23 protein-coding genes and 1 tRNA gene are annotated in these 25,884 nt (G+C 42.6%); 17 read left to right on the top strand and 7 right to left on the bottom strand.

Annotated elements, in window-relative coordinates; all coding sequences use genetic code 11:
* Positions 1-31: 31 nt before the first annotated feature.
* The 4 genes from GB993_RS05175 to GB993_RS05160 all read left to right on the top strand — a co-directional run bounded on the left by GB993_RS05175 (position 32) and on the right by GB993_RS05160 (position 3,023).
* Positions 32-1,192, top strand: a complete 1,161-nt coding sequence (locus GB993_RS05175) for a 5-methyltetrahydropteroyltriglutamate--homocysteine S-methyltransferase (RefSeq protein ID WP_161003338.1) — start codon at positions 32-34, stop codon at positions 1,190-1,192.
* A 47-nt stretch (positions 1,193-1,239) separates the two neighbouring features.
* On the top strand, positions 1,240-2,097 hold the full coding sequence (locus GB993_RS05170; protein ID WP_162854043.1) for a MetQ/NlpA family ABC transporter substrate-binding protein: 858 nt from the start codon (positions 1,240-1,242) through the stop codon (positions 2,095-2,097).
* Positions 2,098-2,113: 16 nt separating this feature from the next.
* Complete coding sequence (locus GB993_RS05165; RefSeq protein ID WP_161003337.1) at positions 2,114-2,587, top strand: S-ribosylhomocysteine lyase; 474 nt, start codon at positions 2,114-2,116, stop codon at positions 2,585-2,587.
* Between the two features lie 365 nt (positions 2,588-2,952).
* Positions 2,953-3,023: transfer RNA gene (locus tag GB993_RS05160), tRNA-Gly, on the top strand.
* 167 nt (positions 3,024-3,190) lie between these two features.
* Here GB993_RS05160 and GB993_RS05155 read toward each other — a convergent pair.
* The 7 genes from GB993_RS05155 to GB993_RS05125 form a co-directional block, all read right to left on the bottom strand.
* The gene (locus GB993_RS05155) at positions 3,191-3,346 is read right to left on the bottom strand and encodes a hypothetical protein (protein WP_161003336.1); all 156 of its coding nucleotides are present in this window, start codon (positions 3,344-3,346) and stop codon (positions 3,191-3,193) included.
* 363 nt (positions 3,347-3,709) lie between these two features.
* Entirely contained in the window at positions 3,710-4,144 is a 435-nt protein-coding gene (locus tag GB993_RS05150) for a hypothetical protein (protein ID WP_161003335.1), read from the bottom strand.
* 133 nt (positions 4,145-4,277) lie between these two features.
* Entirely contained in the window at positions 4,278-5,429 is a 1,152-nt protein-coding gene (locus GB993_RS05145; protein ID WP_161003334.1) for an exonuclease domain-containing protein, read from the bottom strand.
* Between the two features lie 432 nt (positions 5,430-5,861).
* The gene (locus tag GB993_RS05140) at positions 5,862-7,241 is read right to left on the bottom strand and encodes an amino acid permease (RefSeq protein WP_161003333.1); all 1,380 of its coding nucleotides are present in this window, start codon (positions 7,239-7,241) and stop codon (positions 5,862-5,864) included.
* Positions 7,242-7,697: 456 nt separating this feature from the next.
* Complete coding sequence (locus tag GB993_RS05135) at positions 7,698-8,084, bottom strand: hypothetical protein (protein WP_161003332.1); 387 nt, start codon at positions 8,082-8,084, stop codon at positions 7,698-7,700.
* Positions 8,077-8,397 carry a hypothetical protein gene (locus GB993_RS05130; RefSeq protein WP_017261656.1) on the bottom strand — a complete coding sequence of 107 codons (321 nt, stop codon included), beginning with the start codon at positions 8,395-8,397 and terminating at the stop codon, positions 8,077-8,079. The genes GB993_RS05135 and GB993_RS05130 overlap by 8 nt, the downstream gene beginning before the upstream one ends.
* The gene (locus GB993_RS05125) at positions 8,390-9,703 is read right to left on the bottom strand and encodes a Y-family DNA polymerase (protein WP_161003331.1); all 1,314 of its coding nucleotides are present in this window, start codon (positions 9,701-9,703) and stop codon (positions 8,390-8,392) included. The genes GB993_RS05130 and GB993_RS05125 overlap by 8 nt, the downstream gene beginning before the upstream one ends.
* Positions 9,704-10,017: 314 nt before the next feature.
* On the opposite strand from GB993_RS05125, the gene GB993_RS05120 reads away from it, so the two are divergent.
* The 13 genes from GB993_RS05120 (at position 10,018) to GB993_RS05060 (ending at position 25,694) form a co-directional block, all read left to right on the top strand.
* Positions 10,018-11,421: an NAD-dependent succinate-semialdehyde dehydrogenase gene (locus tag GB993_RS05120; protein WP_161003330.1), complete on the top strand. Its 1,404-nt coding sequence runs from the start codon at positions 10,018-10,020 to the stop codon at positions 11,419-11,421.
* 388 nt (positions 11,422-11,809) lie between these two features.
* Positions 11,810-12,451 carry a VIT1/CCC1 transporter family protein gene (locus tag GB993_RS05115; RefSeq protein ID WP_236402451.1) on the top strand — a complete coding sequence of 214 codons (642 nt, stop codon included), beginning with the start codon at positions 11,810-11,812 and terminating at the stop codon, positions 12,449-12,451.
* A 52-nt stretch (positions 12,452-12,503) separates the two neighbouring features.
* Positions 12,504-13,205 carry a VIT1/CCC1 transporter family protein gene (locus GB993_RS05110; protein WP_161003329.1) on the top strand — a complete coding sequence of 234 codons (702 nt, stop codon included), beginning with the start codon at positions 12,504-12,506 and terminating at the stop codon, positions 13,203-13,205.
* Between the two features lie 689 nt (positions 13,206-13,894).
* Positions 13,895-14,425 carry an isochorismatase family protein gene (locus GB993_RS05105; protein WP_161003328.1) on the top strand — a complete coding sequence of 177 codons (531 nt, stop codon included), beginning with the start codon at positions 13,895-13,897 and terminating at the stop codon, positions 14,423-14,425.
* Positions 14,425-14,967, top strand: coding sequence for a P-loop NTPase family protein (locus tag GB993_RS05100; protein WP_161003327.1), 543 nt, complete (start codon positions 14,425-14,427; stop codon positions 14,965-14,967). The genes GB993_RS05105 and GB993_RS05100 overlap by 1 nt, the downstream gene beginning before the upstream one ends.
* A complete protein-coding gene (locus GB993_RS05095) occupies positions 14,948-15,394 on the top strand; it encodes a GNAT family N-acetyltransferase (RefSeq protein ID WP_162854042.1) in 447 nt (148 codons plus the stop codon). Before GB993_RS05100 ends, GB993_RS05095 begins: the two co-directional genes overlap by 20 nt.
* Positions 15,395-15,736: 342 nt before the next feature.
* Complete coding sequence (gene argS / locus GB993_RS05090) at positions 15,737-17,428, top strand: arginine--tRNA ligase (RefSeq protein ID WP_161003325.1); 1,692 nt, start codon at positions 15,737-15,739, stop codon at positions 17,426-17,428.
* Positions 17,429-17,442: 14 nt separating this feature from the next.
* Entirely contained in the window at positions 17,443-17,895 is a 453-nt protein-coding gene (locus GB993_RS05085) for an arginine repressor (protein ID WP_161003324.1), read from the top strand.
* A 298-nt stretch (positions 17,896-18,193) separates the two neighbouring features.
* Entirely contained in the window at positions 18,194-20,326 is a 2,133-nt protein-coding gene (locus GB993_RS05080; RefSeq protein WP_431188828.1) for a PBP1A family penicillin-binding protein, read from the top strand.
* Positions 20,327-20,441: 115 nt separating this feature from the next.
* A complete protein-coding gene (locus tag GB993_RS05075; protein ID WP_017261667.1) occupies positions 20,442-20,786 on the top strand; it encodes a YlbF family regulator in 345 nt (114 codons plus the stop codon).
* 120 nt (positions 20,787-20,906) lie between these two features.
* On the top strand, positions 20,907-22,145 hold the full coding sequence (locus GB993_RS05070) for a metallophosphoesterase family protein (protein ID WP_161003323.1): 1,239 nt from the start codon (positions 20,907-20,909) through the stop codon (positions 22,143-22,145).
* 3 nt (positions 22,146-22,148) lie between these two features.
* The gene (locus GB993_RS05065) at positions 22,149-24,659 is read left to right on the top strand and encodes an ATP-binding protein (protein ID WP_161003322.1); all 2,511 of its coding nucleotides are present in this window, start codon (positions 22,149-22,151) and stop codon (positions 24,657-24,659) included.
* A gap of 60 nt (positions 24,660-24,719) precedes the next feature.
* Positions 24,720-25,694, top strand: a complete 975-nt coding sequence (locus tag GB993_RS05060; RefSeq protein ID WP_161001456.1) for a 3'-5' exoribonuclease YhaM family protein — start codon at positions 24,720-24,722, stop codon at positions 25,692-25,694.
* The last annotated feature ends 190 nt before the right edge of the window (positions 25,695-25,884 follow it).

The following is a 25,884-nucleotide window of genomic DNA, read 5'->3' as shown; positions in this document are numbered from 1 at the left end:
AGCGACAACATCTTTCAGGAGGCTTTTGAATATGAGTGAAGCAATTTCTTTTTCTAAACGGACCAAGTCACCATTTCGGTATGATATTGTCGGCAGTTTCTTACGACCAGAAACCTTGAAGCAAGCGCGGGCACAATTTGCTGCAGGAAAAATTGATCGTGCTGCATTGACGGCAGTTGAAGACACCGAAATCATTAAATTAATCAAGCAGGAGGAAACTGCTGGCCTCAAGGCGGTCACAGATGGTGAATTCCGTCGAAGTTGGTGGCACCTCGACTTTTTCTGGGGCTTTCAAGGCATCTCGTATAAAGTCCCTGAACATGGTTATTTCTTCCATGGTGAAGAAACGCGTAAAGCGACCGTTACGGTAACCGATAAAATTGATGGTCACAACCATCCGTTTGTGGATCACTTTAAATTTACTCAGGCTCATGTCAGCAAGGGTGTTCAGGTCAAACAAACTTTGCCGGCACCAGCGCAATTGTTGGTTGAATTATTGAGCCCAACTAATTTGCCCGAGGTTCGGAAGATATATCCGACTGATGAGGCACTATTCGCTGATATTACTAAGGCTTATAAACAAGTTATTGCTGATTTGTATGACGCTGGTGCGCGCACCATTCAATTGGATGACTGTACTTGGGGAATGTTGGTGGCAACACTGCCAAAGGACTTTATTAATGGTCTTGCAGGTGGTGAACCAACAACTGACGACGAACTAAAACAATTATATTTAAACATTAACAATTCTGTGATTGATGGATTACCGGCAGACTTAACTGTCAATACCCATATTTGCCGTGGCAACTATCACTCAACCTGGGCTGCTGCTGGTGGTTACGACAAAGTTGCAGATCCATTGTTTAGTCAGGAACATGTTAACGCCTATTATTTGGAATATGATTCAGACCGCTCAGGGAGTTTTGATCCATTGGCAAAGGTTAGCGATGACAAATTGGTTGTACTGGGATTATTAACATCGAAAGATGGCAAGCTCGAAGATCGGCAAAAAGTTATTGATCGTATTCATGAAGCCGCAAAGTTTGTCCCGTTGGACCGTTTATGTTTGAGTACACAATGTGGTTTTGCTTCAACAGAAGAGGGCAACATTTTAACGCCAGATGATCAGTGGGCTAAGATTGCGTTAGCTAAATCGATTGCCGAAGAAGTTTGGGGCGTCGATGAAAAGTAGGCCAGGCAACCAGTGAGTTTTAAACGGATTTATCAAAATAGTTATGAATGAGGGTAATCTATATCAAACATTCTAAAAAAATTCTAGTGGCTGTCGCCATTGCGGCGGGACTGGTATTAGGATTAGGAACATCGACCGGTGCTAGTGCAAGCAGTGTGACCGTTGGGACACAGGGAACAGATGCTCAAATTTGGCGGCACATTGCTAAATCATCAGCAGCTAAACAAGCGCACCTCACAATTCATGTTAAAGAAGTAACGGATAGTGTTCAGTTAAATCAGGCTACTGGCGATGGGACGATTCCGGTCAATGCATTTCAGTCATTTAGTTATATGCAGGCTTATAACAAGGAAAATCCGACGAAGAAGCTAACGGCAGTTGGTACGACCTATCTAGAACCAATGGGATTGTATTCGAAGAAGATTAAGCATTTAAAACAGTTACCAAAAGGGGCAACTATTGGCATTCCGGAGGATCCAGCTAATTTAACTCGTGGCCTGAAGCTGTTAAAAACGGCTGGATTAATTACGTTGAAGCCTAATTTCAATGCACTTGGTAATGTGAGCGGCATTAAGAGTAATCCACGTCAATTAAAGTTTCGACAAATTGATGGTTCGACTGGACCACGGGTTTTATCAGATGTTGATGCTGTCTTAATGTCCAATACAGTCGCACAAGATGGCGGTTTGAACGTTCTCAAGGACTCATTGGTCCATGAAAAAGTCAGCCGTGAAACGAACCAAGATGTCAACATTTTGGCAGCAGGTGATAAGTACCGGAATAATAAATCCGTTAAAAAGTTGATTAAGCTCTATCGTAACAAGGGCATTCAGCGTTATATTAAGAATGAATTCCATGGCACGAAGGTTGAAGTTATTAAACCGATTAGTGCACTAAAAAAATAAGGGAGTCGAGTAGATTATGGCAAAAGTAGAAAGTTTTACATTGGATCACACGAAGGTTAAGGCACCATATGTTCGTTTGATTACAGTTGAAAGTGGACCTAAAGGGGATGCCATTTCCAACTATGATTTACGTTTGGTACAACCTAACACTAATGCGATTCCAACTGCCGGCTTACATACCATTGAACATTTATTAGCTGGTTTGTTACGTGACCGCATGGACGGTGTCATCGACTGTTCACCATTCGGTTGCCGGACTGGTTTCCATTTAATTATGTGGGGTGAACACTCTACAACAGAAGTTGCCAAGGCATTGAAGAGCTCATTGGAAGAAATTCGCGACACGATTGAATGGAAGGACGTTCAAGGCACTGACAAGTACAGTTGTGGGAACTACCGTGACCACTCTTTGTTCTCAGCCAAGGAATGGTGCAAGACTATTTTGGATCAAGGCATCAGCGACGAACCATTTGAACGTCACGTGATCTAAATGTTGTCTGTTCTGACTGACGCTTGCGGTTGTCAAAGATGAATGCCGCCGTGGGACCGGTTCAAGCCTTCTGAAGTTCGAAGTCTTTCACCTCGTTGACAAGCCTCGTGGAGTGCCGAGTCCTTTCAACCGTCCTGTGTTGTAAATCCGGTATAAAACGCCTGATTAACAACACGTTCACGGCTTACATTCATCTTTGACGGCCATCCAGCTCAGGGTGTGTGGAAACATTTGAAAAATCGTCGAAACTTTTAAAAGTCTCGACGATTTTTTCTTGGCTTTGATTCTTTGATTTTTAGTCCAAACGCATAAATCGATAATGACAGATTGAGGGCGCTATGCTACACTATAAAAGTTGGTTCAATGCGGGTGTAGTTTAGTGGTAAAATTCAAGCTTCCCAAGCTTGTGTCGCGAGTTCGATTCTCGTCACCCGCTCTCAGAAGGACGTATCTCGTAGGTCGATGATAGTCCCGTTTGACGCTCAAATCCTTAGATGAGGGGATTTGAGCGTCTTTTATTAACTAAAAGTTTGGACAATTTGAAGGCAATATTTATTGTCTTTTTTTGCAGTATAGACAACTTTCAGTCAACAAATTGGGAGACTATCCAAGACCTTGGTCACGGAAAAATTGTTCTCGCAAATCTGAATTCTGTTTTTGTAAGTCCTCAGTTTCACGTACATAATATTTTTCCAAAGTTTGAACACTGTGGCCGAGAAAGGCAGCAATAAATTTATTATCGACCGCTGCCAACGTCATCGACGTCCTTTTCTATCATAGCCTTAAAGGTTGTGTGATAAGTTAGCACAGTTATATGTTGATGATTCAGAGAGGCGTCGTTTAACCATACTTGATATATTAAGCATGGTTAAATCTCGGCGAGCATAAAAGTAAAAGTCTTGTGGGTTTTCTTCCGTTTACCGTTAATTGGATCTATACATATTGGTCCAATCGATCATTTGCTATTTTTTAACTTTTTTGGTTCTGCTATAACTGCCTTTCTTTCCGATAGTCGTGCCAAACATTTTGTGGAAACATAAACTCTCCATCTAACCAAGGCCTAACAAGCCACGCTTTCAAACTTTTCGACGGGGATGAAAGTATTTTTCAACCGTGAGCATACTAGGAATTAGGCGTGGGGTATTGAGAAATTATTTTTTGAACATTCTCAATGTGATTCTTCCAAAATCTTTGACCTAGCATCGATGTAAATGCAATATATGTGGTGTGACCAACGACAGGTTCATCAATATTAAGTTTCATCGCATTGAAAACAAAGGCGTTTGGGAAGTACATAAATAAAACAGGTGTGAATTCAATTAGTCCTAACTGATCAGCGGGAATAAATTTATTCTTACCATTGATTTTTCCATGTTGAGTTAGGCCAATGAATAGAAGACCATTTGTCTCTGCGCTAATGACAAATGGTAAATGGGTAAGCGAGTCAAAGTAAAAGCTAAATTGTGCCGAGGTTTTTTGCACTAAAATACAATTGTCCGTGCTATCTGGGTAGCCATTCTTTTTCTTTTCATCTGCAATTTCACTTAAACTAAGCATATTTTTATCCTTAAAATTATTTTGTCACGATAGTTCCCGTTAGACTTGAACCAACATCTCTTTATAATTTGAGCGTTCTAACCAACTGAGCCACGGGCCTGTAAGGCATATCCAAAAGGGTGTGCCTTTTTGATTACGCTGAAGTAGTAGTCGAATTAGCCAAAAGTTCTTGTAGTGCTTGGTAATCGATTATTTTTAATGCAGATCCGTTTTGAATCAGCTCGGCAGCTTTTAATTCACTTCCGCTATGTACACCATCTGTAAGGCGTACATCCACTTGAATGCCATCGATTAGATAATTCGTTAATTTAGAAACAGATTTTGTCACTCGGCCGCCGTTTCTAATGATTAATTCTGAAATTTCATCGCGACTTGCTTCCATAAATTGACCGGTGATGCAGAAGCGTAAACCAGCAAACTTGGTAGTTGTAGGCTCAGAAATTGGTACGGAGTCTAAGTCGTCATCGCGAAGATGTTGATAGACTGTACCAGTGGTTTTACAGTCGTTTAGTGAGTTATGAGACTCGTTGGTTATTCCAAAGTAGTGTTTAAGGGTGGGCAACTTATGATTATCAAGCTCGGGCAACTTACTGTTTGACATCGGCAAAGTGTCTTCATACGAAATATCGGACAAATTGAAACCATTATGAATCAAAAACTTAAGGTCAAACCTGAAATTGTGCCCAACTAGAGGAATGTTACCTACAAACGATTTCAATTCTTCGATTGCATCTTTAGCAGTTGGTGCATTCGCAACTTTTTCATTGGTAATATGCGTGAGAAATTGAACCTTTTGGGGAATATCACAGCCAGGTTTTACATAAGTATCAAATGTATCGGTCACAATATCATTTTTGTATTTAACAGCGGAGATTTGTGTAATTCCATCTTCATATTCGTCAAAACCAGTTGTTTCAATATCAACTACAACGAAATCTGTTAGTTTACGGCGCAATTGATGAATTACGGGTCGGTCAATATGAATTGGTGCGTTGTAATTAAAATTTGGTTCTGACGTGGCTTGCTTAATTGATTCAACAACTGATTTTTCTTGTTTAATAGGCTTGGCAGATTTAATCTGTTCATCAAATTCTTGAGAAGTAGTAGTCGACGTGATGTCTTTTCGATCGGAAGACATATGTATAACTCTTTTTCGTTTCTGACGATACCTAATGATTCCCCATACAAGTAAGGTGGCAACAGCAATAAGGAGTAGTACCCACCAGAATGTAATTACAAGCCAAATCAAAATGAGTATACTGATTAATTTCCAAAAATCTTTCATGTTTTTCACCTGCATAAATATGATTTAGTTCTCTGAAATAGTTTCATCAGGATAGGCTTCAACTGATATAGCGGTATCAGTCATAGATTCACCCGCATTTTTTTGAAATGACATTGACGTAGTAGCTGCTCGTTTCATCTGGTTCACTTAAACAACCTGATTGCCAATCACCTGAAGCATTTCATATTTGGCTTCAGCAACGCAACTGCCAGACTTTCATCGTTTAACTATCGCAACGGAGACAGCTTTTGGGGCTATAGTAATTACGGCTAATACCAAATATCGTTCGTTCGGAACACCTCCTAGCAATTATTCATTATTACACATGAAGGAAGGCGACACCACGAAAGAAAAGCTAGCACTAGGGGAAATCAATGCAACTATACAAAAAGGACTTGCATATTCACTTTGCAAGTCCTGGTTTGAAGCTATTTATTTAGTGTTCCGGTGCAACGATTCTCGTTGCGTAAAGTAGTAGTAAGCACAGATACCAACGTATATCGCTATGGTCAGTATTGTGACAATGATATTAGTGGAGAAAAGAATACCAAAGAAGACAAGTACTAATGCAATTAAAGAAAAGTACGATGTCCATGGGTACAAGCTGACGTGGTAAGTAGTGTCATCAAACTTATAGCGACGACTGCGGATATGACCCAGACAAAGCAGAATCCATATTACTAAAATTGTATAACTAATTGAGCCGACTAAATAATCAAATAATGTATTACCAATAAAGTAGGTAAGCAGTACACCGGCAAATAAAGATAGTGAACACATAAGGACGGCCATGTAAGGGACAAAATGTTTATTCAACCGGGTTAAGGCAGTTGTAACCTTCGTTTGACGTTTGTTGCGTTGGTTTTGAACGAATAAGAGCCGTGATGCTGAGTAAATACCAGAATTGATGGAGGAAATCAACGCTAGAATAATAACGAAGTTAACGATGTCGGAGGCAAACGGAATGTTTAATAACCGGAATACTGAGACAAATGGACTGACTTTATCCGTTAATTGGTCCCATGGAAATAGGGTGACGATGATGAAAAAAGGAATTAGATAGAATGAAATGATCCGGAACATGATGCCGTGAACTGCGTGCGGGATGACTTTTTGTGGATCCTTCACTTCGCCTAGTGTAATCCCGATTAATTCTGAGCCGGCAAATGAATAAATTACGATCAACATAGCGCTTAGAAAGCCAAAAGCACCATGAGGAAAGAAGCCACCGTGAACGGTTAAATTAACAAATGCATGGTTAGTGGTCATCATGTTTCGAGCAATTAGGAAGATGCCAGCGAAGATGAAGAAAATAATAACCGCAATTTTCATAATGGCTAGCCAGTATTCTGTTTCGGCAAACCAGCGGACTGAAAGTAGATTAATGCCAGAAATGACGACCGCAATGACTAAAACAATTAGCCAGGTAGGAACGGTTGGAAACCAGATTTGAATAAAACTGGCCGCGGCCACGGCTTCAGCTGTTAAATCCACAAACCACATCGTAAAGTAGGCCCAGTCTACTAAATAAGCCGCAAAGGGACCAAGAATTGGTTGTAGCAAACCTGAAAAGCCGGTGGCGGATGGATTATTTGCGGCCATTTCGGCCATGCCTTGCATGATAAATAGCAGAATTAAACCACCAAGCAGGTAACATAAAATAACCGAAGGACCGGCAGTATGGACGGCGTTGGCACTGCCTTTAAACAGACCAGCACCGATAGCACCACCTAATGCCAGCATTGTAATATGGCGGCTTGTTAATGATCGTTGCAGATGAGCGTTGTCGTTGTTTTTGGTTTCGTTTGTCATTGCAAACTCCTTTTCTCTATATCTGACTGTTTTATTTTTTAAAATGAAAAATAAAAACGTCCTTTGAATCAACATGGATTCAAAGGACGTTTACACGTGGTACCACCTTTGTTCGAACAACGGGCAATTTGGCTGTTGTTCCTTACTGCACACGAATATGCAGTTTACGATAACGGGTAACACCGGTATTTCTCATGAAAAATACGCTCTAATGGGTCTTTAATTAATCAGTCAACACACCGTTCCAGCCGTTGGTGCTCTCTTTAGATCACTAATTAACGCATCCACCACATCAGTTCAGCAGAAAAATTAAGTTAAAAACATATTAAACGACAATGAGAAACATGTCAAACGAAATTTATAAGAGAACTACTCCAAAACTTGTTACCCAACGTGCCAACAGGCTTTTCTTTAGTAAAACAATGGTTTAATGATACCAGCGAATAAAAATGCTAATTATGGTTTTAACACCGTGACATGGCGAATATCGTCAAGGCGCAGAAAACCATTCTCTTCAATATAAACACTGACATCATCGTAGCCTTTCACATGACCGATGATGTCAGCAGAGAGTTTACCCTCACTATTGTGGGCGTAACATTGGATACTGACACGATAAATATTGGCATATGCTGTGGCCAACCGCTGGCTTATTTCGGTCATAGATTGCAGTGGCTTTGGTTCAAAGTGACGTTGCTTTTCTTCTGCTTCTTTGTTTAAAGCGCTAGTATGATCTGATAAATAATAACCTTGCCACTTGAGCATGCCACGATCGACATAATGGTTGTCGAAAAAGTCTTGCACAATTTTAGGATCGTAATCAGGATACTTTTCATCACTCATCCCAATGCTTCTTTCTTTGGATGATCCGTTGTGATTTTGGCCAATGCTGACCAGTAAAACCTTCAAACTGAATGCTCAATTGGGTGTGCTTTTGAATATCGTCAACAAGCTCCTCAAGATACGTTAGATCATAAATGGTGACAGTATGTAAGGGGACAGATTTCTCTCGATGAGCCTTTTTTAGACTGTCAAAGAAAAAATTATACGTTTTGTCATAGGGATCATCGACAATCTGCAGCCAATAGCGGGTATTGTACTGTCGTAGAAATAGTTCATCGATGCGTTGGCAAATTAAATCTAAATCTTTATTCATATGCATTTCCTCCGTTATGTCCTCCCACCAGTGAGGCACGGTTAATAGCTGTGCCGCCGTGAATAATACTTCGAGCAAAGACAATGGCACGAAAACCATAACGGTCACGAATAGCGTCAACAATGGCCTCAAAGCGGGCGTTCTTAATTTGTCGTTGAGGGTCTGAAAATAAATCAAGTTGCTGACCAGTATTAGGGGATAACCGTGATGTATAAACAGCAATGTTACGAATGGTTTGACCCTGCCACTGGTTGCGAAACATATTGGTTAGGTGGCTCACAATGATTTTGTTGCTGTCAGTTGGATCAATGCGGATCGATTGATGAAAACCGCCGCGGCCATCTTGTTCGCTAGCAGCATAGGAAAAACCAATGGAGAGAGAAAGACAGCCTGCTAGTTTGTGGTGGTGGCGCAAACGAGCCGTAACCTGTTCGCCAATCTCTTTAATAACTGTTTCAATTTCAAATTGATCATTATAATCACGTGGTAATACTTGTGAATTTCCTAGACTAGCTTCATGAACTTTGACACGTTTACGTATTTGACTACGATCAATACCCCATGCTAAAGCAAATAATTGGGCACCAATAATCCCCATCTCAGCAGTCAAATCGTAGGGATTATGGTGGGCCAAATCGTTCATCGTGTGAATTCCCATTCGTTCTAAATGAGCGGCTGTTCGATGACCGATGCTCCAAACAGAGTCCAGTTGAGAAATCGTCCAGATTTGACTTGGAACAGTATCGTAGCGGATTTCACCGATTAAATCTGGGGCGTGTTTAGCGTATACGTCCAAAGCGATTTTAGCTTGCACAGGATTTTCACCGATACCAATTGTGACGTACAGGCCTAACTCTCTACGAATTGTGTGTTGAATGAGCTTGGCAACTTCTTGTGGTTGTTGTCCAAATAATTTATAAGAATGAGTCATGTCTAAGATGGATTCATCAATTGAATAGGGCCATAAATCTTCATCTGCAACAAAACGGCGAAAAATATCGTTAATTTGCAAATTTTTCTTAATGTATAAATTCATTCGTGGCGGCACAACAATGAGTTTTTCGTCTTGGGGCAAGTCACGCTGGCGAGACACATTAGCTGTGAGATGGTACTTCTTCTTAGCATCAGGTGAAGTCGCCAGAATGAGGCCACCATTGGTGTTTTTTTGTTCACTCATAACAACCAGTAATTCTTTTAGAGGATTGAGACCACGTTGGACGGCCTCGACACTGGCATAGAAGGACTTATTATCAATGAGAAAGTAAACGCCATGTGGTTCCTTTGAAGCATCGTAATCATAGGGCATTAAGATCACCTCGAACATTCGTTTGCTATGAATAAATAATACAAACAAACGTTCGCAACGTCAAGCGAAACTTTATGCTTTTTTAGCGTGATTGTGTACTAAGACACACTCTTATTAAACTGTAATTAAACCCATTACAGTTTAGACTCTGACAATCCCATTTTTAAAGGAAATTAAGCCCATAATGAGGAATGTGAAAATAAATGTTTGTGAAAATGCATCACCATTAATTGCTAAGAAAGCCTTTTAAAAACTATAATGAAAGCGAATTCAAAGATAGTGAATAATTATTAATCCGCTTGGAGGTAAATAGTATGGCATACCAAACAGTTAATCCGTATACAAACGAAGTTGTTAAAACATATCCTGATGCAACCAGTGATCAAATTGAATCTGCGTTGGCAAGTGGCGATAAACTTTATCATGAATGGCGACACACCGATATTCAGTCCCGTGCAGAGACCTTACATCGGATTGCAGCTTTAATGCGTAAGCACGAAGACAGTTTAGCTAAAACAATGGTTATTGATATGGGGAAGCTCTTAAAGGAAGCTAAGGGTGAAGTTGAGTTATGTGCGATTATCGCGGATTACTTTGCTGATCATGGCGCTAACATGCTCAAGCCAACCCCAATTAAATCTGGCGCTGGTGATGCGTGGGTAGAAAAACACGCGACTGGGGTTGTCTTGATGGTTGAACCATGGAACTTTCCTTACTATCAAATTATGCGTGTCTTTGCGCCAAACTTTATCGTGGGTAACCCGATGATTTTAAAGCATGCCGCTAACACACCCGGGTCAGCAGTGGCATTTGAACAGCTCGTTAAAGAAGCGGGAGCACCTGAGGGTAGTCTAATCAACCTATTCTTGAATTATGATCAAGTTGGCACTGTGATTGCAGATCCTCGTGTCCAAGGTGTTGCGTTGACTGGTTCTGAGCGCGGTGGTCGCGCTGTTGCTGCCGCGGCTGGTGAAAACTTGAAGAAATCGACGATGGAACTGGGTGGGATGGATTCATTCATCGTATTACCAGATGCCAACCTGGACGAGGTCATGAAAGTTACTCGTCAGGTTCGTTTGTACAATGCAGGGCAGGTTTGTACCTCATCTAAGCGATTCATTGTTGCAGAAAATTTGTACGACGAATTTTTGAAACGATTGGGGCAGGAGTTTGCCAGCGTAAAGCCTGGTGATCCGCTTGACGATGCTACGACATTGGCACCGATGTCATCTGTTAAGGCCAAACGCAAATTGCAACAGCAAGTCGATGAAGCAATTGAAAATGGGGCAAACTTGTATCAAGGTAATCAACCAATCGATTTACCTGGGCAATTCTTTGAACCGACGATCTTGACAGATATTAAACCAGACAATCCAGCTTATTCTACAGAAATGTTTGGGCCAGTAGCACAAGTTTACAAAGTGGCTACTGAACAAGAGGCAATTGATTTGGCTAACGATTCACAGTTTGGACTTGGCGGTATTGTGTTTGCTGGCAGCAAAGAGCATGGCGCTAAGGTGGCTAGTCAAGTTGAAACGGGGATGGAATTTGTCAATACGTTCATGTACACATTCCCTGAATTGCCATTTGGTGGTGTGAAGAAGTCAGGCTATGGACGTGAAATGAGTACGTTAGGTCTCGAAGCATTTGTTAATGAAGAATTGATTGTAGCTAAAGATCATCCTGAACTGGATAATTTAGCCGGTGCCTTATTCTAAAAATTAAATTGATTAATGAAACAGGTCCGTTTGAGACAGGTGATTGCCTGAATCAAGCGAACCTGTTTTAAGTTACATAGATTAACGAGATGAATCTTTAAAGTTAGGGTAGCCATATAAAAATATGAAAAGTGTTGAAAAAACATCAAAATAGCCTATTGTTAAAGGTGATTGAAAAAAGATGAAAAAAGGCACACTGATTACTTGCAGATTCCAATCAGTGTGCTAATATATAATTGCACGTTAGAATGATTCTAAATTGAGAGAACATATCAATCGTCGTTTATTATAAATGGTGATTCTGGTATTGAAAAGGGGCAATCACGTGGAAACGACACAACCGCAAAAAAGTAAAAAAGGTGCATCGCTTGCCCAGCGGATAAACATCATGCGGGCGAGCGTCATGGGTGCCAACGATGGTATTTTGTCCGTTGCCGGTATCGTTATTGGGGTAGCTGGTGCAACCAATAGTCCTCGGGCAATTTTCCTAGCAGGGATTGCTGGTATGCTGGCTGGTACAATCTCAATGGCAATGGGGGAATGGGTCTCCGTTAGTACGCAACGTGATTCTGAAAAGCGTGCGATTCAACGTGAGACAAGCGCAGTGGACAATCACGTGGATACAGAAATTGATTTTATTAAAGATAAGTATATGGCACAGGGTATTTCGGAACAGTTATCCAATCGTGCTGCTCATGAAATGATGTCTGGCGATCCGCTATATACTGGTGTACGTGAACGTTATGGGTTTGATCCAAAGGTTAAAACTAGTGCCATTGGTGCAGCGATTGCTTCTATGATTTCATTTCCGACAGGATCAATTTTACCGCTGGTCGCCATTACGTTCTTTCCAGCAAGAATTCGGGTGTTGGCAACCGTAATTTCTGTGATTATTGCATTATCAATTACGGGTTACATCGCTGCCTCATTGGGACACGCTAACCGTGGCAAGGCAACCATGAGAAACGTCATTTCAGGCTTATTAACCATGGCGGTCACATATGCCATCGGACTATTATTTGCCCATTAGTCATGTGTTGAAAAATGGCGTTTGAAGAGATAGAGAAAAGGGGTAGTGTTTCATGCAAGTAAGTCCAACTAGACCAAAGAAACGAACTAAAATGACCATGGCTGAGCGTTTGAATACGTTACGTGCCGGTGTTTTGGGATCAAACGATGGTATTTTAACCGTTGTCGGAGTGTTATTTTCTGTTGCCGTTGCAACGACGAATCAATTTACAATTTTCATTGCCGGATTGTCCGATTTATTAGCTTGTGCTTTTTCTATGGCATCTGGCGAATATGCCTCAGTTAGTTCACAAAAAGATACCGAGCGGGCTGCGGTTGCACAGGAAAGTGAATTGTTAAAGACGCAACCTGATCAAGAAGCTGCGATTGTTCGTGATTACTACGTTAGCCGGGGTGTCACCAAACAAACGGCGCAGGAAATCACTGACGAATTGATGACAAAAAATCCGCTGGGGACGCTGGCACGAATTAAGTATGACCTTGAACTAGGGCATTACATGAATCCATGGAACGCCGCTTTTTCCTCACTGATTGCCGCATCGACGGGTGGAATTTTCCCATTATTTGCCATGACTTTTTCACCGGTCAGCATCCAGTGGCCAATGACCATCTTGGCCGTTACACTATCAGTTGCCTTGACTGGTTATTTAAGTGCCAAACTTGGTGATGGTTTGACTAAGACGGCGATTATTAGAAACGTGATTGTCGGGTTGATTACGATGTTTATTCACTACCGTGTTGGGTTACTGCTCTAATTGAATTAGTTAGATCTCGAAAACTGTTATGGCTTTCGGGATTTTTTTATGATTGCAAAATGAAAGTTAGAACAGAGGTGACTTACGCCTACGGTTGGCAACATTGATACGCTCGCCGTGGGACCGGTTCAAGCCGCCTGGAACCAGCGTCTTTCACCTCGCCACAAAGCCTCGTGGGGAGCCGAGTCTTTGCGACCGTCCGTAACTTAAATTCGAGCAAACCACTCGAATTTAAGTTACCTTCACGGTTTGGTATCAATATTGCCGCCCTCCAGCTGAAGTTGTGGCAAGCTGTCTGTCATGTTCATCCGATAGTAACTATCAGAAAGCTTAATCGTTGATTATAATTGTTTACTATAGAAGTGAAGCTGATCTGAAACAGAGTTCCGTGTCGGCAACACTTGGCTGCGGGAATTTAGCCGCTTAGTGTTGCGGGATGACTTATGAGACGTGTACTTCGGCTCATAATCAAGGTAGAAGACTCCGGGATTCAGGAGGCTGAGACCGATTCCCATGGAACGGCGTTTCGGGTCAGCGTAACGGCATGAAGGTTGTCTCCAAAAAAATTACTAGCGGTTTAATGGTTTTACACGTATGTGAGTTGTTTAGGCCACTTCAAACTTTCACTATTTTGCGGTAAAACTAGTGGTAATATAGTTAACAAATTTAACGTTAGGAAGTGGCCCAGCATGTTACAAGACGCGTTATTAGTGATCGATGCTCAAAAGGGAATGGTCAATGCAGCCAATTACGAACAAGTCATTAATCAAATTAATGATCGAATCGATGCCTATCGTGCGGAAAATAAACCACTATTATTCATTCAACATACGGATGATGAACTTGTTTATGGTTCTGACCCGTGGATGTTGGCACCGCAACTACATCGTCAACAAACGGATCGAGTCATGTTGAAGTACCATTCAGATTCTTTTTATGAAACAGGACTGGCATCCTTGTTGCATCATCGGGCCGTTCGATTTGTTGAAATTTGCGGTTTTCAAACGGAATATTGTGTTGATACCGCTATGCGAGTTGGTCATGACCAAGGCTTCGATATGTCAATCATGCAAGGATTGTCTTCGACGATGGCTAGTAACGGGCTGACGGCTGCTCAAATCATTAATCATCATGAACAAATTTGGCAAGGGACGTTTGGTCACGTAATGCCGAATCCGACAGTCCAATCTGAAACAACTACAGAAGACGCGGCGCATTAATGAAAATTTATTTATGTGGATCAGTTGGTAGTGGTAAGTCAACGATTGCCCGAAAATTGGCTAGTCAGACCGGGTGGCCCGCGTGGTCACTGGATGATATTACCTGGGTTCGCGGATCAGTTGCTCAAAAACGGCCAGAAGCAGAACGAATTGCAAGGGTGAATGAAATCTGTCAACGACAGAATTTTATCATTGAAGGCGCTCAACTAGGTTGGATTGGCAAGACGACAATATTTGAGCGTGCAGACTTATGTATATTACTTGAACCGAGTATCAAAAAAGTTCGTTGGCAGATTGACTCACGTTTTGTAAAGCAGTTGTTGCATTTAGAACACGCAAACTATCAGCCGACTTGGCAAGGATTAAAAGATATGCATCGGTGGCAGCGCCAATATAACCAAAATGATCGACAAAAGGTTCGTTTGCTCATTGCTCGGGCCGCAAAAACGCCAACAATTTGTGTTAATTTTGCGGAAGTGCAACAGGCAGTTTTACGTTTTTCAGAAAAGGGTGGTCAGGAACATGTGGATAAAAGAATTTAAGGCGTTAACAACATGGGAATTATTTGAAATTTATCGTGCACGAACGGATGTCTTTGTCGTTGAACAAGCTTGTGCTTATCCCGAAGTGGACACCGTAGACTTAACTGCCCAGCATGTATTTTCAACAACTGCAGACGGGCAGGTACAGGCGTACTGTCGAATTTACCGTGATGAGTCGCAAACAGACCATTGGCATATTGGACGCGTTCTGGTTGCTAAGACGGCTCGTGGTCACGGTGCAGCCCGTGAATTGGTCCAAACGGCGATTGACTGGATTAAAAAGCAACCGGAGGCCAAGGTTATTGATATTGAGGCACAAGTTTATTTATCTGCCTTTTATCAACAAATGGGATTTGAAATTATGAGTAAACCGTTTGATGATTTTGGTATTGCGCATCAGGAAATGTCACAAACTTTAGTAAATTAATTGACCTATAGACTGGCTATGTCAGTGGGGCAGCAAAACGCGGTTTGGTTCAAGCAAATAATATTGTGTTTCACAGCTGTAGTTGGTATAATAGCTTGCGTTCACGTTTGAAGAAGTAGTCTGTATTGGTATTGTTAAGCGAGTCGCGTTGGTGGAAGGCGATCAAGAGAGCAGACGAAGCGTGTCAAACGGTTAAAGTTAAATATTAAATGAGTGGATTGGGTAATTACCTGATCAAAAAGAGTGGTACCGCGGAAAATCGCCTCTTACATACACATGTAAGGGACGTTTTTTTGTTTTTTAACACGACATCTAGAATTTGAACCATGAAAGGGAGATTTAATGAATAATCGCGAACAAGTTGCGCAAGCTATCAGTGAAGCGTTAGATGGTCAATTAACAGCTGAGGATATTGTTGTCAAAATTGAACAGCCGAAAACTTCTGACCTTGGTGACCTAGCATTTCCAACGTTTGTATTAGCCAAGACACTCCATAAAGCACCTAATTTAATTGCCGCTGATTTGGCAGACAAAATTGACCAAACGGCCTTTGAAAAAGTTCAAGCGGTTGGCCCTTATGTTAACTTCTTCCTAAAGAAGGGCAACTTTGCTGCAACTACGTTGGCCGCCATCTTAACTGATAAGGATCAATACGGCGCTCAAAACCTTGGTAATGGTGGTAATGTGCCAATCGACATGTCGTCACCGAACATTGCTAAACCAATGTCGATGGGTCACTTGCGGTCCACAGTGATTGGTAATGCGATTGCCAATATTTTATCTAAAACTGGGTATCATCCAATTAAAATCAACCATTTAGGCGACTGGGGTACACAGTTTGGTAAGTTAATGCAAGCCTACAAAATGTGGGGAACTGAAGCCGAAGTGAAGGCAGATCCCATCAATAAGTTGCTTGAATACTACGTTCGTTTCCATAAAGAAGCAAAAGAGCATCCGGAAATGGACGAAGATGCCCGGGAATGGTTTAAAAAACTTGAAGATGGTGATGAAGAAGCAACTCGCCTATGGAAGTGGTTCCGGTCAGAATCACTTAAATCTTTTATGCGAATTTATGATGAATTAGGCGTGAAGTTTGATTCTTACAATGGTGAAGCCTTCTACAACGACAAGATGGACGAAGTTGTCCAGATTCTTGAAGATAAACATCTTTTGCATGAAAGTAAGGGTGCAGAAGTTGTGGACCTTGACAAGTACGACTTAAACCCAGCGCTAATTAAAAAATCAGATGGTGCAACATTGTACATCACACGTGATTTGGCTGCTGCTATTTATCGGAAACGTGAATACAAGTTTGTCCAATCTCTTTACGTTGTGGGTGCCGAACAAGTTAACCATTTCAAACAATTAAAGGCAGTGTTAACGGAAATGGGCTTCGACTGGGCCGACCAGATTCACCACATTCCGTTTGGTCTCATTACCTTGAATGGTCAAAAATTATCCACTCGTTCTGGGCGGGTTGTTCTACTGGAAGATGTGTTAAAAGATTCCATTGATTTGGCCATGAAGCAAATTGAAGCGAAGAACCCATCATTAGCTAACAAGACTGAGGTTGCTCATGAAGTTGGTGTGGGTGCCGTAATTTTCCACGACTTGAAGAATGAACGGTTAAATAGTTTCGACTTTAATCTTGAAGAAGTGGTTCGTTTTGAAGGTGATACTGGTCCCTACGTTCAATATGCACGTGCGCGGGCTGAAAGTATGTTACGGAAAGCCAACAAGACGACGTTTGATTTGGATGACATCAGCATTGACGATCCAGCAGCTTGGAATACGATTAAGGCGTTGAGCGAGTTTGGTGATGTTATCAAACGGGCGGCTACAGAGTACGAACCATCTGTTGTGGCAAAATACGCGATCAATTTGGCGCGTGAATTTAACAAGTACTACGCTAACTCGAAAGTCTTAGTTGAAGATGATGGCTTAAACGCTCGTCTAGCACTTGTTAAGAGTGTCAGCATCGTGTTGAAGGAAAGCTTGCGGTTGCTTGGCGTTGAATCACCAGACGAAATGTAGGGCGGTGGTCACGCATGCAAAAGCAACAACGGCAAGCGGCAATTGTAAAGTTGATTGAATCAGCTAACATTACTAACCAAGATGCGCTGCAAAAAGCGTTGGTTGCACAGAATGTGCACGTAACACTAGCCACACTCTCACGTGATTTGAAAGAACTGCATATTGTCAAGGAACCTAATGCGGAAGGACACGCAGTCTATCGAGCTTTAAAAACGACTAGTGGTGTGTCGAATAATCGCTTTGAACAACGCTTCGGTGAAGTGGTGATTGACTTTACTCAAGTTGAGTTTATGAATGTCGTTAAGACGACGCCTAGTGATGGTAACGCATTAGCGGCGTTGATTGATGACATGGATGACGATGCTATAACGGGCACGTTGGCGGGTCATGATACGATATTAGTTATCAGCCCTAACCGTGAGGCAGCGAACACTTTGCATGACCGTTGGGCAGCGTATCAGCATTAAAAGCAGGATGTTAGGTAATTAAAGCTTTCTTAGTTGTAAGCTAAATTAAAGGTGATGTTTGAGAACGTTTGCGACGTTTTTGAACATCACCTTTTTATCATCCATGCAGATAAAATGTGTGTTTGTCGGGTTACATTCATAAACGGACTAATAAAAATTGTTAAAACTGCCGATTTCAACGCTGACGCCACGGTTTAGTGTGGTACGATACACTGGATTAATTTAGACAGAAGGGTACAAATTTATGAAGCGCAATCAGCATCCGGATTCCGGTCAGTCTTGGCGGGATTCCGCCTTTATGCAGGGCCTAAAACAATTTAAAAACTCTGCATTTATGCAGTGGTTAGGACGTTTGTGGCATGCCATGTGGCGTCACATTCGCCATTTCTGGCGTCGCTTTCAACTCACACGGTGGGTTATTGTGGCTATCTTAAGCGTTATTTTCGTGATGAGCGCTTACTTTACGTTCGAGGCAAAAACGGCCCATGTTGGTAATTTAAAAGCAGCGTTGTCGCAGCCAACGGTAATTTACGACCGGAAGAGTCAAAAAGCTGGGGAGCTGTACTCACAAAAAGGGACCTATGTTTCATTAGATAAGATTTCACCCAACATTCAAAACGCGGTGTTATCAACAGAAGATCGCAATTTTTATCACGAACACGGGTATTCGATTAAGGGGTTGGCACGTGCCTTCTTTCTGTTAGCTCGAAATAAGCTCCTTCACCGAGATTACATTAGTGGCGGTGGATCAACGTTAACTCAACAATTGGTTAAGAACGCTTATCTGTCACAGGAACAAACGGTGACACGTAAGGCACGAGAAATCTTCCTGTCTATTGAAGTTGAAAACGTTTATTCCAAACAGGACATTCTAGCAATGTATCTCAACAATGCTTATTTTGGACATGGTGTTTGGGGCGTTGAAGATGCATCTGAGCGATATTTTGGTAAGCATGCGACTCAGTTAACTGTTCCGGAATCGGCGGTATTGGCAGGGATGTTAACGTCCCCAAGCGGTTATAATCCGGTAGATCAGCCGGCCGCCTCGAAAGCGCGGCGAAACGTTGTGCTCGGCTTGATGGCAGACAACAAAAAGATTTCATCGGCTGACGCGGCTGCTTATCAAAAAACAGCCTTAGTGACGACAGACAATTATGCGCCGGACAGTTCTTACCGGTACCCTTATTTCTTTGATGCAGTGATTGATGAAGCCATTTCTAAATATGGTCTAACAGAAGCTGACATCATGAACCATGGGTATAAGATTTACACAACCTTGGATCAAACGCAGCAAACAACCATGCAGAACTTATTTAAGAACTCCGCCAACTTCCCAGCTAACGCTAGCGATGGCACAATGGTTCAGGCAGCAAGTATTGCAATGGATCCTGATAACGGGGGCGTGTCTGCTGTTATGGGAGGCCGTGGTGAACACGTCTTCCGTGGCTTTAACCGAGCAACACAATCATTGCGTTCACCGGGCTCAACGATAAAGCCATTTGCTGTTTATACGCCGGCACTTCAAAATGGTTACTATTATGATTCTGAGTTGCAGGATAAGAAACAATCCTATGGCGCTAATCATTATTCACCAAGTAACTATGGCGATACTTATCGTGGTGAGGTGCCAATGTATCAAGCGCTTCAGAACAGTTACAATGCGCCAGCAGTTTGGCTTTTGAACAAGATTGGTGTTCAAAAGGGTTATGACTCTGTTCAACGATTTGGAATTAACTTGGATAAATCCGATAATAACCTGGCAATGGTGCTTGGTGGTATTAAGAAAGGTGTGTCACCTGAGACGATGGCACAAGCGTTTACGACGTTTGCCAACGGTGGTAAGTTAACTCAGGCTCACTTTATTACTAAGATTGTGGATGCTTCCGGAAAAGTCATCGTAGATAATGACTATGATCAGCCAAAACGGATTATCAGCAAGAATGTCGCTAACGAAATGACCAGCATGATGTTGGGGACATTTACCCATGGTACTGGTGTCTACGCAAAACCAGCGGGTTATCAAGTGGCTGGGAAGACCGGTACCACTGAAGCAGACGGTGTTGGCGACACTACTGGAACGACAGATATGTGGGTTGACGGCTACACGCCGGACTTAGTCATGGTTAACTGGGAAGGTTTCGACCAGACTAATAAGGGGAACCATCTAGATGTTCCCCAGGGGTTAGCTGTTAGTCAGCTCTACAAGGCCGAAATGACGAGCATGTTGCCGAATACCAAACAAACGGCGTTTACCGTTAAAGATGCCAATACGTTGGCAGCAACTGAAAGTTCAGCGGAAAGTGGCAACGTTTGGGATGAGGTGCAACAAGGTGCTGGTAAAGTCGGCAAATCAATTGGTAAGGGCGCCGATTCGTTGCTTCAAAAAGCTGGCGATCTTTGGAATCAGTTCACCGGTGTTCTAGGACGTTAAACGATAAGGCACTGACTGATTGAAAATTTGATGAGATTTTCAAAGCGAACAGCTGTTTCCTTTTGAAGGAAATGTTACACTAATAAGGAATTAAAAAATGAGGAGGCTACCGTTTATGGCAGCAGATATTTTGGCCGACGCAAAGTCCATGGCCACGACCCTAGAAGCAAGCGACGAATTTCAAGCACTGAGTGATGCCTACGATAAAATGAAGCAAAACGATGAGGCTTATAAAACTTTTCAAGAATTTCAGTCAACTCAATTGAGTTTGCAACAAAAGCAGATGCAAGGTCAAAATCTGAGCGAAGACGAAATGAACAACGCTCGTGAGTTAGCCACGAAGGTTGGTAACTTTGAAGAGATCAAAACATTGATGCAAAAAGAAGAGGCTGTTAACAACTTGTTGAACGAACTCAACAATGTGATTACTAAGCCAATTCAGGATTTATACAGAAAATAATTAAGTTCGATATCGCAGTCTGGTAGTAACGGTTAGTCCCGTGACTGCCAGACTGTTTTTAGTAAGCGCTAGGCGAGTATTACGTTAAACAAAAAGTACCGAGGTAAAGGAGACATCAGCATGAAGTTCATTCATACGGCTGACCTACATTTAGACAGTCCGTTTTTGGGCCTTAAAGATTTGCCGGATGCTTTATGGCAAAGAATTTATGAATCGCCTCTAACGGCCTTTAAACGGTTGGTTAGCGACGCCATTGACACACAGGTCGATTTTGTTTTAATTACCGGTGACGTTTATGATCGTCAGGAACGTGCGATTAACGCTCAGGCAGCCTTTTTAACCGAGATGGAGCGGTTGAATCAGGCACAGATCCCAGTGTATTTAAGTTATGGCAATCATGATTATCTGGATGCGGCAACGGATGGTCTTCAACTACCTGCCAATGTCCATTCGTTTGGTGAAGAGGTGTCTAGTTTTAAGCTGACGACGCGAGATCAAACAAAAGTTGAAATAGTCGGTTTTTCATATCCGACTCGAGTTGTTGCCACAGATATGGCGGCCACATTTCCTGATCGCGGTCCGCAAGCGGACGTTCAAATTGGCATGTTGCATGGTTCAATTGCTGGCAAACCAGGACCACATGACACCGATGCGCCGTTTACTGTTGATGAGCTTATGAGCAAGCATTACGATTACTGGGCGCTTGGCCACATTCACAAACGGCAGGTCTTGCATGAGGAACGACCGTGGATTATTTATCCGGGTAATATTCAAGGACGCCACATAAACGAAACTGGTGAAAAGGGGTACATGCTGGTTCAACAGGAACAGAGTCGTTTGGTACCAACTTTTCATGCGGTGGCTCCCGTCGTGTGGAATATGCAAACGGTGGACTGTGACAGCATTACCAGCACAAACAGTTTGCAACAAGCAATCGCCAAACAGTTAAGCCAGTTAGCTGACCGAGTGAAAGCACATTCCATTAAACAGTCTTTAGAAATGTTGAGTCTTAAACTAATCCATACAGATCAATTGGCCGCTGAAACTAAGCAACGGTTGACTAACGGGAGTCTGTTAAGCTTACTTCAATCCCAAGAAATGGCCCGATTAGCTGAAGCTAACCAACTGGTTGTGGATCTGCAACTGGCAGATGAAGACAGTGAATCGACACACTTTACACAATTGGATCAACATTATTGGAATCAAGCGGCGGATTCAGTTTTTGCGGCGGAAAACATTGCGAAGACTGCTGATCAACTTTTTGCTGAGCCGACAATTGCAAGCGCGTTGGCTCACAGTGGCGAAGATCTGAAACAGGCTGTCATTCGACAAGTTAACGCGGCTGGAAGGAATGAGTAATCGATGAATATTACAGAAATCAATATCGACGGTTTCGGTAAATGGCAAAACAAAACTTTTCCGATCAATCCGCAGCTACAAGTTTTTTATGGCGAAAACGAAGCAGGAAAGACAACGATTCAAAAGTTCGTTAGCAGTGTGTTATTCGGCTTCGCGACGGCCAAACATCCGGCTGAACAATACTTACCGAAAACGGGTGCCGGCTATGGTGGTAGCTTGACGTTCACGGTGGATGATGCCCAGCAGACACAATATCGGCTACGTCGTACTTCAGGTAAGAATGGTGGCGACATTCAGCTGACAAATTTGACTACTAATCAAGTGATGCCGCCCGAGCTGTTGGACCAATTGCTAGGACCGGTCGATCGAACATTAAACGACGCTACGTTTAACTTTGATCTGAGTGGTTTACAACTCTTGACCACGGTGACGCAACCCGAGTTGATGGCAAATGTTCAACGTGTTGGGGCAGTCGGAAGTACATCGTGGATTGAGCTGGCTGAGCAATTTGATAAAGACGCAGACGATTTATACCGTCCTAGAGGTCAAAAGCCAGCCTTAAATCAACAGCTAACAGCTTATCATGATTTGCAGGCGCAACTTAAAGCGGCAGAAGCGAGCTATCCCGATTTTGTCAAACGTCAACACGACATTCTATCTGGTAAACAGAGGGTTGCTCAACTTGGTGATCACATTAAAGAATTAACGAGTAAGCGGGACGAGTTAGCAAGAATTAAGCAGTTGTGGCCGGTCTTTGAAAAGTACCGGGACATGTCAGATGGTCTGCCTGACGTGAATGAAAAACTGATTACGGCAGAAGATTATGCTGACTTTTTAAAACTGCAAACACAGCGTGAACAGTTGATGCAAACGTCAGTCCGTCAGGTGGCTCAACTAAAGGAACAGACGGCAGAAACGCCTCACGACGTTCAATTCTATATTGATCATCAAAGTGCCTTTAAGTCGCAGGCTACGTTGTTTGATCAGATTGAAACGGCAATTCATGAACGTCAGTATAGTCGACAGCAAGTTGCTGAGCAAAGTGATGAACGGGATCAAATCGTGGCAAAGCATCGATTTAATGCGCCGTGGCCGACACCACTAAATGATTCGGAATATGAGCAAGTTAGTCGACTTACTCGAGCTGGACAGCAACGGGCCACAAATGGTTCAAAGACGCGTGAACAGTGGCTAATGATGGGCGTCGGTCTTGTCCTTTTGTTGCTTGGACTGATAATGAGTAGCGGTGTGAAATGGTTGTTTGTACTATTGGGTGTCGCTGGCTTGGCCGGTGGCTGGTTCAATGTTTTGGACTGGTTTCGGGCTCAACAGGCTCATGGAACGGTGCCAACAAAAGAAAGCAGCATATCTGAGTTAACCCAGCAACACCATATGGCTGGCTTTCCAGTGGACACATGGTTGGTCTTACAACCAGATATTCAACGATTAAATCAGTTAACGAATCAAATTGATTCATTGAAAAGTAAAATTCAACAGTTGAACGCGGATATCAATCACTTCTTTGAAGGCTATCAATTTGCTGAGACACAATTGCCGTTAACGAATTTGTCAGCAGCAGATGCGTTATTAAAGGCACGACAGTATACATCGGCAAAGGAACTAGCCGTCGCAACTGTGCAGGGACAATCACAGCAGCGCTTGCAACTTATCCGTGAAAATAGTGACTTACAGTCCAAATTAAGTGAGGTAACGACATCGTTACAACAAGTGATGCAACGTTATCATGTACAAACGCCAAATGATTTTGAAAATCTATATCAACAGCAACTTCAGTTAGCTGATCAAACAGCGGAACGTCGTGCACTTGGTAATCAGTTGACACCGGAGTGGCTAGCCAAACTAACTTCATATCAGGATCTATCAGCCGTTGACCAACGCCAGGCGGAAGTGACAGCAGATTTACAAAGCGATATTGAGCAACGTGATCAGGTGCAAGAAGACATTGCAAATCAACAGGCGCTGTTTGCTCGTCAGAGTGAAGATGACACCATGCCAATGCTCCGACAACGTTTGGCAAACATGGAAACTCAGCTAGTTGAAACCGCGCAACAATGGTTGGTTGACCGGCTAAGCGCACAGTGGATTGATGGGGCACTTAATGCTGCGTCTGCTGACCGTTTGCCAGCAATTGTAGAGCGCGCGCAAACATATTTTGCGACGTTAACACTGGCGCACTATACTAAGATTGAGTTTATTAACGAGGCGTTAACAGTGACGACGTCTCAAGGAACAGTTTTCGACGTTACTGAATTATCTCGTGGTACGGCCGAGCAACTCTATATCGCGCTTCGACTTGGCTTTGCCAGTGTCATGGCCGACAGGACTGCAATGCCGTTGATTATTGATGATGCGTTCGTTGACTTTGATCGTCATCGTAAACAGGCAATGTTTAACTTGATGAAAGAGCTCGCTCAACAGGTTCAGGTAATTTACTTTACCGCGGATGCAGGGGCACTAACTACGTTTGACGACAATCAGATTACTGAGCTTTAGCGACTGCATAAGTTAATGTTGGTTTCGGAGAGACAAAAATAAACGTAAGGAGTCGTGGACATGGCGGAAAAACAATTGCTGTCATTTCAAGTAGATGAACAATTTGATTTGTTCTTGTTACTGAAAGGGGCAGACGTAAGAACGGCTAAAAACGGAAAGCAATTTATTCGGATGACGTTTGAGGATCCTTCTGGCGAATTGTCCGGTAATTTTTGGGATGCAACGGATCAAGATATTGCTACGTTTGAACCGGGAAAAGTGGTCTTGGTTAGAGGCAAGAAAGAACTTTATCAGGGAAATCCGCAACTCAAAATTATGAATCTGCGGTTGGCTAATACCAGTGAACCCAATGATCCGTCTCAGTACGTCGCCCACGGGCCGATGACGCGGGCTGAAATGGAAGAGTCTGTCTCAAACATTATTTTTGAAATCACTGAGCCAACATGGAATCGGGTAGTTCGAACTTTGCTTCAGCGCCATGCAGATGATTTCTATAATTTTCCGGCTGCCAAGAAAAACCATCATGCATTTGCAGGTGGGTTAGCTTATCACACGATTTCAATTGTGAGACTGGCCAAGACTGTTGCCGATCTGCATCCAAATATTGATCGTTCATTGCTGTACTCCGGAGCGCTTCTACATGATTTGGGCAAAACCATTGAATTGTCGGGGCCAATTTCAACAACCTATACATTGGCTGGCAATTTAATTGGCCATATTGTCCTGATTGATGAAGAAATTGTGAATGTCTGTCAAGAATTGCACTTTGATCCCGAAAGTGAGGAGATGCTGTTGCTGCGGCACATGATTCTGGCGCATCATGGTTTATTGGAATACGGTTCGCCAGTGCGGCCACATTTGCTAGAAGCAGAAGTTCTCCATGATTTGGATGAACTGGATGCTTCGATTCAAATGATGACCACGGCAGTTGAACATACTGAACCGGGTGATTTCTCTGAACGAATTTTTGGGTTAGATGGCCGTAATTTTTACCGACCAACAGCATCCAAAGCTAATCAGTCAGAGGATGATTAGTGATTCGTTATTGAACATTAAAACGTGTTCAGCATGAGCCATGCTTCATTCGGTGGCAAACTTCAATGCACGATAAAAGGCAACCCCATAAATGCACTGTGCCCTGTCAAGTTGACAGATGAAATAATATAAAGTTTTGGTATTCTCTAAGCGGCTTCATTCCAGTATTCATCTGGAGTGAGGCCGTTTC

This window comes from Furfurilactobacillus milii, from assembly GCF_009864005.1.
Classification (GTDB): domain Bacteria; phylum Bacillota; class Bacilli; order Lactobacillales; family Lactobacillaceae; genus Furfurilactobacillus; species Furfurilactobacillus rossiae_B.
Note: the sequence above shows the minus strand (reverse complement) of the source record. Positions and strands in the feature narration are given on the sequence as shown.

What these genes read in the sequence shown, in the direction of transcription:
- GB993_RS05175 (WP_161003338.1), top strand. Translation starts at nt 32, where the DNA reads ATGAGTGAAGCAATTTCTTTTTCTAAACGGACCAAGTCACCATTTCGG.
- GB993_RS05170 (WP_162854043.1), top strand. Translation starts at nt 1,240, where the DNA reads ATGAGGGTAATCTATATCAAACATTCTAAAAAAATTCTAGTGGCTGTC.
- GB993_RS05165 (WP_161003337.1), top strand. Translation starts at nt 2,114, where the DNA reads ATGGCAAAAGTAGAAAGTTTTACATTGGATCACACGAAGGTTAAGGCA.
- GB993_RS05155 (WP_161003336.1), bottom strand. Translation starts at nt 3,346, where the DNA reads ATGACGTTGGCAGCGGTCGATAATAAATTTATTGCTGCCTTTCTCGGC.
- GB993_RS05150 (WP_161003335.1), bottom strand. Translation starts at nt 4,144, where the DNA reads ATGCTTAGTTTAAGTGAAATTGCAGATGAAAAGAAAAAGAATGGCTAC.
- GB993_RS05145 (WP_161003334.1), bottom strand. Translation starts at nt 5,429, where the DNA reads ATGAAAGATTTTTGGAAATTAATCAGTATACTCATTTTGATTTGGCTT.
- GB993_RS05140 (WP_161003333.1), bottom strand. Translation starts at nt 7,241, where the DNA reads ATGACAAACGAAACCAAAAACAACGACAACGCTCATCTGCAACGATCA.
- GB993_RS05135 (WP_161003332.1), bottom strand. Translation starts at nt 8,084, where the DNA reads ATGAGTGATGAAAAGTATCCTGATTACGATCCTAAAATTGTGCAAGAC.
- GB993_RS05130 (WP_017261656.1), bottom strand. Translation starts at nt 8,397, where the DNA reads ATGAATAAAGATTTAGATTTAATTTGCCAACGCATCGATGAACTATTT.
- GB993_RS05125 (WP_161003331.1), bottom strand. Translation starts at nt 9,703, where the DNA reads ATGCCCTATGATTACGATGCTTCAAAGGAACCACATGGCGTTTACTTT.
- GB993_RS05120 (WP_161003330.1), top strand. Translation starts at nt 10,018, where the DNA reads ATGGCATACCAAACAGTTAATCCGTATACAAACGAAGTTGTTAAAACA.
- GB993_RS05115 (WP_236402451.1), top strand. Translation starts at nt 11,810, where the DNA reads ATGCGGGCGAGCGTCATGGGTGCCAACGATGGTATTTTGTCCGTTGCC.
- GB993_RS05110 (WP_161003329.1), top strand. Translation starts at nt 12,504, where the DNA reads ATGCAAGTAAGTCCAACTAGACCAAAGAAACGAACTAAAATGACCATG.
- GB993_RS05105 (WP_161003328.1), top strand. Translation starts at nt 13,895, where the DNA reads ATGTTACAAGACGCGTTATTAGTGATCGATGCTCAAAAGGGAATGGTC.
- GB993_RS05100 (WP_161003327.1), top strand. Translation starts at nt 14,425, where the DNA reads ATGAAAATTTATTTATGTGGATCAGTTGGTAGTGGTAAGTCAACGATT.
- GB993_RS05095 (WP_162854042.1), top strand. Translation starts at nt 14,948, where the DNA reads ATGTGGATAAAAGAATTTAAGGCGTTAACAACATGGGAATTATTTGAA.
- argS (WP_161003325.1), top strand. Translation starts at nt 15,737, where the DNA reads ATGAATAATCGCGAACAAGTTGCGCAAGCTATCAGTGAAGCGTTAGAT.
- GB993_RS05085 (WP_161003324.1), top strand. Translation starts at nt 17,443, where the DNA reads ATGCAAAAGCAACAACGGCAAGCGGCAATTGTAAAGTTGATTGAATCA.
- GB993_RS05080 (WP_431188828.1), top strand. Translation starts at nt 18,194, where the DNA reads ATGCAGGGCCTAAAACAATTTAAAAACTCTGCATTTATGCAGTGGTTA.
- GB993_RS05075 (WP_017261667.1), top strand. Translation starts at nt 20,442, where the DNA reads ATGGCAGCAGATATTTTGGCCGACGCAAAGTCCATGGCCACGACCCTA.
- GB993_RS05070 (WP_161003323.1), top strand. Translation starts at nt 20,907, where the DNA reads ATGAAGTTCATTCATACGGCTGACCTACATTTAGACAGTCCGTTTTTG.
- GB993_RS05065 (WP_161003322.1), top strand. Translation starts at nt 22,149, where the DNA reads ATGAATATTACAGAAATCAATATCGACGGTTTCGGTAAATGGCAAAAC.
- GB993_RS05060 (WP_161001456.1), top strand. Translation starts at nt 24,720, where the DNA reads ATGGCGGAAAAACAATTGCTGTCATTTCAAGTAGATGAACAATTTGAT.